Source organism: Streptococcus sp. HF-1907, from assembly GCF_015594605.1.
GTDB lineage: Bacteria > Bacillota > Bacilli > Lactobacillales > Streptococcaceae > Streptococcus.
On sequence record NZ_JADNQT010000037.1, the window covers coordinates 1 to 1,366 of the forward strand.

At 38.1% G+C, this 1,366-nt stretch carries 1 pseudogene; it reads left to right on the top strand.

Annotated elements, in window-relative coordinates:
- Positions 1-122: 122 nt before the first annotated feature.
- Positions 123-1,366 (top strand): annotated as a pseudogene (locus tag IYQ92_RS10045) (ISL3 family transposase); the annotation flags it as partial.

Below are 1,366 nucleotides of genomic sequence, written 5' to 3' on the forward strand. Positions count from 1 at the left end.
AGGCTCTATAATTTCTGTAGTGGGTAAAACCACTGTAGAGATTATAGAGCTTTTTGAATGCAGATAAAAAGTCCCATAAGAACTATAATGAAAAGCAAGCAAACTATCATTAGGAAGAACTTATGAGACTTATTAAGAATACCACAGAATTAATCGGAATTAAAGACCCTAACATCATTATTTCTCTTGTTTTTGAAACTGATACTCATATCGAAATTCATGCAAAACTGGATTATTCTGCACCACCATGCCCTCATTGCCAAAGAAAGATGATCAAATATGACTTTCAAAAATCTTCTAAAATCCCTCTTCTCGAACAAGCTGGAACACCTACACTATTACGTCTTAAAAAGCGTCGTTTCCAGTGTAAAAGTTGTAGGAGAGTCACGGTAGCTAAGACATCAATCGTTGAGAAAAACCACCAAATCTCCAACCTTGTCCGAAAAAAGGTTGCTCAACTTCTAACTGATAAGGTATCACTAACGGATATTGCCAGAAGACTTCGTGTATCGACGTCCACTGTTTATCGTAAGCTTGACCAGTTTACTTTCAAGGAACATTATGACAAACTCCCAGCTGTTATGTCCTGGGATGAGTTTGGATTTAAGAAAGGTGAGCTCGCTTTTGTGGCGCAAAACTATGAGACCAATAAACTCATAACCATCCTTGATAATCGCCGTCAAACCACTATTCGAAACCACTTTTTGAAGTATCCATTGAAGGTTCGCCAAAAAGTGCAGTTTATGACAATGGATATGTCAGGAGCCTATATGCCACTAGCTCGTAGACTTTTCCCAAACGCCGAAATCATTATTGATCGTTTCCACATCATCCAACACCTTGGTCGAGCCTTTTTGAAGACAAGAATTGCCATTATGAATCAGTTTGATAAGAAGTCACTACCCTACCGAGCCTTGAAAAATCACTGGAGACTCTTCCAAAAGGACAGCCGTAAGTTATCTTGTAAGTCACTTCACTCGAAGACCTTTGGTCAAACTTTAAGTCCACATGAAGTCGTTAAGAAGACACTGAATTTCTCAGAAGAACTCGCCAATTATTATCACCTCTATCAGCTGTTGCTGTTTCACTTTCAAGAGAAGAGGGTAGATGAGTTTTTTGAGTTAATAGTGGAGAATATAAGCAAGGTCAATCACTACTTCAAAACTGTCTTTAGAACCTTTCTTAGACACAAACAATACATCAAAAGCGCACTAGAAACACATTACTCAAATGCAAAATTGGAGGGCACCAATAAGCTTATCAAAGACATCAAACGTCTGGGCTTCGGTTTTAGAAACTTTATTAACTTTAGGAAGCGTGTTTTCATCACTCTGAACATAAAAAAAGAGAAGACCTATCAGGTCCT